This is a genomic window from Sporosarcina beigongshangi (assembly GCF_033485195.1).
Lineage (GTDB): Bacteria > Bacillota > Bacilli > Bacillales_A > Planococcaceae > Sporosarcina > Sporosarcina beigongshangi.
Map to the genome: position 1 here is coordinate 1 of NZ_JAWLIR010000029.1, position 6,195 is coordinate 6,195.

The window sequence follows — 6,195 nt, forward strand, 5'->3', positions numbered from 1 at the left end:
CATTGCCATTGCCCGTGTCTTTTTAAAAAATCCGCCATTGCTTGTATTGGATGAAGCGACATCAGCGCTCGACCTCGAAAGTGAAGCACTTATTCAAGAATCGCTGGAAAGGCTGGCAAGTGATCGAACAACACTCGTCGTAGCTCACCGTTTGTCGACTATTACACATGCTGATAAGATTTTAGTCATTGATGCAGGTGAGTTGAAAGAAATGGGTACACATGAGGAATTAATGGCTAACAAAGGGATTTACTACGGATTGTTCCAAGTACAGATGCTTGATAAATAATAATATGTTGGTACACCGCTAAAAGTAAGGACTTTAGGGCGGTGTACCTTTTTCATTATAAGAATATATGAAAATAGTATTGCATTTGTTCGAAATAATCGTATAATGATGATAACTTTAAAATTCTAAAAGTAATAGATTAGAAAAAGGTGATCTGATGAGTGAGAGGAAAATAGTCCTCGAAGTAAAAGATTTACAGACGACCTTTTTTACTGATTCGGGAGAAATACCGGCTGTAGATCATATCGACTTTCACGTGAAAGAAGGGGAAGTGCTAGGTATAGTCGGAGAATCTGGCTGCGGTAAAAGTGTTACGTCTCTTTCAATTATGGGACTTGTCCCAAAGCCGCCAGGAAAAATTGTCGGGGGAGAAATTCTTTTTGAGGGCAAGGATTTACTAGAGATGTCGGAAAAGCAAATGAGACATATTCGTGGCAATGATATTGCGATGATATTCCAGGAGCCGATGACGTCGTTGAATCCATTGTTCACGATAGGCAATCAAATGGTCGAAGCAATTTTGATTCATGAAAAGGGCTGGAGTAAAAAGAAAGCGGAAACACGTGCAATTGACATGTTGAAGCTTGTTGGATTACCACGGGCAGAGGGAATTATGAAAGACTATCCTCACCAATTATCAGGTGGTATGCGACAACGGGTAATGATTGCGATGGCACTCGTCTGTGATCCGAAGGTGCTAATTGCAGATGAACCGACGACAGCACTTGATGTAACAATTCAAGCACAAATTTTAAAGCTGATGAGAGAGTTGAATACGAGATTGAATACAGCTGTACTTCTCATCACACATGATTTGGGCGTTGTGGCGGAAACATGTGAGCGTGTTATCGTGATGTATGCTGGACAAATTATTGAAGAAGCACCTGCCAAGCAGATCTTCGAAGATCCACAGCATCCGTATACAAAAGGACTTATTCAATCAGTTCCAGATATGCGTTACAAAAAGGATCGACTTTATTCCATACCAGGAAGTGTTCCTAAACCGGGTTCAATTCGACAGGGATGTCGATTTGCAGCGAGATGCGAATTCGCATTCGATCGTTGTCAGAAAGAGAATCCAGAGTTATATAAGACGTCGGATGGTCACGAGACACGATGCTTCTTATACGATGGAGAAGGGGTGGGAATGAATGACGACAAAGCCCTTATTGAAGGTTGAAGGTTTAAAAAAGTATTTCCCTATAAAAAAAGGGTTACTTGGCAAAACGGTTGGCTACGTCAAAGCAGTCGATGATGTGTCTTTTTATGTGAATGAAGGTGAAACGTTAGGTATTGTTGGTGAATCTGGCTGTGGTAAATCAACGACAGGTCGAATGCTTATGCGATTACTGGAACCGACTGAGGGGATGGTAGAGTTCGACGGTAAAGATTTAACCTCTTTATCTACCGAAGAAATGCGGAAAACGAGACGAGAAATTCAAATGGTGTTTCAAGATCCATATGCCTCATTAAACCCGCGTCACACAATAGAGAAAATTTTAGAGGAACCGCTCATCGTTCACGGTATAAGTAATGCGAAAGAGCGTAAACAGAAAGTGCATGAATTTTTAGAAATTGTAGGGCTAAGCGCTTATCATGCAAAGCGTTACCCGCATCAGTTTAGTGGGGGACAAAGGCAACGTATCGGCATTGCTCGCGCGTTGATGACGAATCCTAAATTGATCATTGCGGATGAACCGGTTTCAGCATTGGACGTCTCTATCCAAGCGCAGGTGTTAAATCTGATGCAGGATTTGCAAAAAGATTTTAAGCTTACGTATATTTTTATCGCACATGATTTAGGTGTTGTTCGCCATATTAGTGATCGTGTCGGTGTTATGTATTTGGGGAAAATGGTGGAAATCGCGGATAGTGAGCAATTGTATATGGAAGCGCTTCATCCGTATACGCAGGCGCTATTATCAGCTGTCCCGGTGCCAGATCCCGAATTTAAGAAAGAGCAGGTTATTCTTGAAGGGGATATTCCGAATCCGGCAAATCCGCCAACAGGGTGTACATTCCATACACGTTGCCCATTTAAAATGGACGTCTGTACGCAAGTTGTACCACAGTTAATTGAACATTCTTCGGGTCATTCTGTCGCCTGTCATCTTTATAGTGAACAGGGCGGCAATGATATAAAACAGAAACAGATGGAGGGGTCAGTATGAATAAAAGAAAGTTTTGGTCGTTCGCTTTAATGATGTTATTAGTACTTTCGGCAGCACTCGCAGCCTGTTCTTCAGGTTCAAGTGATGGCAAAACTGATGATGGCAAAAAAAGTGAAGACGGAGAAAAAGTGGTTCAAAAAGACGTTAAAGATACATTGGTATTTGGACGCGGTGGAGACTCTACTTCTCTTGATCCATCCCGTGTTACTGAGGGAGAATCCTTCAAGGTTACAGTTAACCTTTACGAAACACTGTTGAACTTTGGCGAGCAAGACACTACGATTCAGCCTGGTCTTGCAACAGAGTGGGAGCCAAGTGAAGACGGTTTAACGTATACCTTCACACTGCGTGAAGGTGTTAAGTTCCATGATGGTACAGACTTCAATGCAGAAGCGGTTGTGAAAAACTTTGATCGTTGGGCAAATGGAGATCCTGATAAATTCCCTTACTACTACTCTATGTTTGGTGGTTTCAAGGATGATCCAGAACGCGTTATCGATTCAGTAACTGCTGATGGCGATAACAAAGTTATCGTTACATTGACGCGTCAACAAGCACCATTCCTAAAAAATATTGCAATGAGTATGTTTGCGATTGCAAGTCCAACAGCATTTGAAAAAGGTGACGATGATTTTGAAAGAAATCCAGTAGGTACAGGACCTTTCAAATTTGTTGACTGGAAGCCAAATGAAACGATTACAATTGAGAAATTCGATGATTATTGGCAAGAAGGATTACCAAAGCTACAAAAAATTATTTTCCGTTCAATTCCTGACAACACTGCACGTTTGAATGCATTGATGAATGGGGATATCGAACTTGCAGATGGTATTAACCCATCTGATGGTAAAGCAATCGAAGGAAACGCTGACCTACAGTTGTTTGAACGTCCATCTATGAACGTTGGTTACCTAGGTTTAACAGTTACACGTCCTCCTTTCGACAAGAAAGAAGTACGTCAAGCGATTAACCATGCTATTGACAAACAATCTATCGTCGATGCATTCTTTGAAGGGCGTGCAAATGTTGCGAAAAACCCAATGCCGCCATCAATTTCAGGCTATAACGATGATATCGAAGGATACGACTATAATCCTGAAAAAGCAAAAGAACTTCTTGCACAAGCTGGATTAGCAGATGGTTTTGAGATGGAACTATGGGCAATGCCTGTACCACGTCCATACATGCCAGACGGTAAAAAAGTAGCTGAAGTTATTCAGAAAAACCTTGCAGATGTTGGCATCACGGCGACTATTGTGTCACATGAGTGGGCAACTTACTTGGATCTTGCAAGTAAAGGAGACGCAGATGCGTTCATGCTTGGTTGGACTGGTGATAACGGAGATGCAGATAACTTCCTATACGTTCTTCTAGATGAAGATAATATCGGAAGCAATAACTATACGTACTATCAAAATGATGAAATGCACGAGTTGTTTATTCAAGCACAAACTGAAACAGATGAAGCGAAACGTAATGAGCTTTACAAAAAAGCACAGGAAATTATCCATGAGGAAGCTCCATGGGTACCGTTAGCTCACTCGACTCCACTTCTAGGTGGCGCTAGTGATCTATCAGGATTCCTTCCGCATCCAACTGGATCGGATCTACTATCAAGTGTAGAATTTAAGTAATCTGTTTTTAGTAATAGAAGGAAAGGGAGAGGTCTGCAAGATTTCTCCCTTTTTTAACTTGACTCTTGATTGAAGTCTTCGGTGCAATTGATAAAAGTAACAGTTAATACATAGTAGAGATAAAGTGTTGGAGGGGGAAAGTTTATGCTCAGCTATATTGGGAAAAGGTTGCTGCAGCTCATTCCTGTCCTACTTGGGATGACGTTCATCGTATTCATGATCATCCGGGCCATTCCGGGTAATCCCGCACAGATCATTCTTGGCCAACAGGCAAGTAAAGAGGCTGTCGAGGCATTGACGATTAAGCTTGGACTCGATAATCCATGGTATATTCAGTACTTTCATTATTTAGGAGATCTATTTAAAGGTGATCTTGGCGAATCGATGAGAACGCGGGCACCTGTAGCGGATGAAATTTGGCCTTATTTTGCAGCTACTTTTGAACTGGCGCTTTTTGCTATTATTATCGCTATTGTTATCGGTATTAATGCGGGTATTATTTCGGCGTGGTTCCAAAATTCATGGTTTGATTATACGGCCATGATTTTAGCGCTTGTTGGAGTATCGATGCCCATTTTCTGGCTCGGTTTAATGGGTCAATGGGTATTTGCGTTAGAGCTTCACTGGCTACCGACGACTGGACGGGAGGAAGTACGAGACCCCGTAAGTGCCATAACGAATCTTTATGTGCTTGATAGCCTTATTCAAGGGCGTTTTGACCAGTTATGGCAAGTCATTCGTCACCTTATTTTACCGGGGCTAGCGCTTGCGACAATTCCGATGGCGATTATTGCGCGGATGACACGCTCGAGTATGCTTGAGGTTATGCGGGCTGATTATGTACGTACAGCTCGTGCAAAAGGACAAAAAATGTTTTGGGTTGTATATAAACATGCGTTGAAAAATGCGATTATTCCTGTACTAACGATTATTGGATTACAAATGGGGATGCTGCTCGGCGGAGCGATTTTAACAGAATCGATTTTCGCTTGGCCTGGTATTGGGCGTTACATTTACGAAGCCATCGGTGCAAGGGACTATCCAGTCATTCAATCAGGCATACTCATCGTCGCATTCTTCTTCGTCATGATTAACCTGGTTGTCGACCTGTTGTATGGTCTCATCGATCCAAGGATTAAATATGACTGAGGAAGGGGGAAGCATTTATGTCTGAATTAGTGCCAAAAGTGAATGATAAAGTGGAAATTGAAAAAGTAGCAGGACCTGGGCGTGAAGCATGGAGAAGTTTCAGTAAGAACAAAGTTGCTGTGGTCGGTGCTGGAATTGTAATTTTCTTCGTGCTACTTGCGATTTTCGGTCCATGGATTGCGAAAGAAGGTATTAACGATCAAGTTCTAGCTGATCGGCTTCTCCCTCCTTCCAGTGAATACTGGCTCGGAACGGATGATCTTGGTCGAGATATCTTATCTCGAATTATCTACGGCGCGCGTATTTCTTTATCGGTGGGCTTCTTCTCGGTCATTGGATCAGTCGTTATTGGAAGTATACTTGGAATTCTTGCGGGGTACTATGGTCGTTGGGTAGATATAGTGATTTCAAGGCTGTTTGATATTATGCTTGCATTTCCTTCTATTCTATTAGCGATTGCAATTGTTTCTGTACTCGGCCCAAGCTTACAAAATGCACTTATCGCAATTGCGATTATAAATGTGCCGAACTTTGGACGGCTCATTCGTTCAAAAGTATTGAGTATTAAAGAAGATGAGTATATTATGGCAGCGAAGGCGATTGGGATGAAGGATGTAAGGATTCTATATTCCCACATTTTGCCGAACTCGATGGCACCCGTCATTGTTCAAGGCACGCTTGCCATTGCAACGGCAATTCTAGAAACGGCTGCTCTTGGTTTCCTAGGTTTAGGAGCTCAGGCACCGCAACCGGAATGGGGAACAATACTCGCCGACTCGAAAAACTATTTACAGTCCGCTCCATGGACAATGATTTTCCCAGGACTCGCGATTATGTTCACCGTCCTTGGCTTTAACCTAATGGGTGACGGCTTACGTGATGCGCTAGATCCCCGGATGAAGAATTAAAAAAACAGCCTTGAAGTCAATGTGTTGTGACCCCTAAAAGTTAG

5 protein-coding genes and 1 pseudogene are annotated in these 6,195 nt (G+C 42.3%); all 6 read left to right on the forward strand.

All coding sequences use genetic code 11. The annotated features are described in order from the left end of the window. Window positions 1–289: pseudogene (locus R2B77_RS13210) on the forward strand (multidrug ABC transporter ATP-binding protein); the annotation flags it as partial. Window positions 290–446: 157 nt separating this feature from the next. After that, on the forward strand, window positions 447–1,469 hold the full coding sequence (locus R2B77_RS13215) for an ABC transporter ATP-binding protein (RefSeq protein ID WP_203248627.1): 1,023 nt from the start codon (window positions 447–449) through the stop codon (window positions 1,467–1,469). Further along, window positions 1,441–2,460 (forward strand): ABC transporter ATP-binding protein, encoded by a 1,020-nt coding sequence (locus R2B77_RS13220; RefSeq protein ID WP_203248628.1) that lies wholly within the window; start codon window positions 1,441–1,443, stop codon window positions 2,458–2,460. Before R2B77_RS13215 ends, R2B77_RS13220 begins: the two co-directional genes overlap by 29 nt. Beyond that, the gene (locus R2B77_RS13225) at window positions 2,457–4,094 is read left to right on the forward strand and encodes an ABC transporter substrate-binding protein (protein ID WP_203248629.1); all 1,638 of its coding nucleotides are present in this window, start codon (window positions 2,457–2,459) and stop codon (window positions 4,092–4,094) included. Before R2B77_RS13220 ends, R2B77_RS13225 begins: the two co-directional genes overlap by 4 nt. A gap of 144 nt (window positions 4,095–4,238) precedes the next feature. Next, window positions 4,239–5,243, forward strand: coding sequence for an ABC transporter permease subunit (locus R2B77_RS13230; RefSeq protein WP_203248630.1), 1,005 nt, complete (start codon window positions 4,239–4,241; stop codon window positions 5,241–5,243). A gap of 17 nt (window positions 5,244–5,260) precedes the next feature. Beyond that, window positions 5,261–6,151, forward strand: coding sequence for a nickel transporter permease (gene nikC, locus R2B77_RS13235; protein ID WP_203248631.1), 891 nt, complete (start codon window positions 5,261–5,263; stop codon window positions 6,149–6,151). Window positions 6,152–6,195 lie beyond the last annotated feature (44 nt).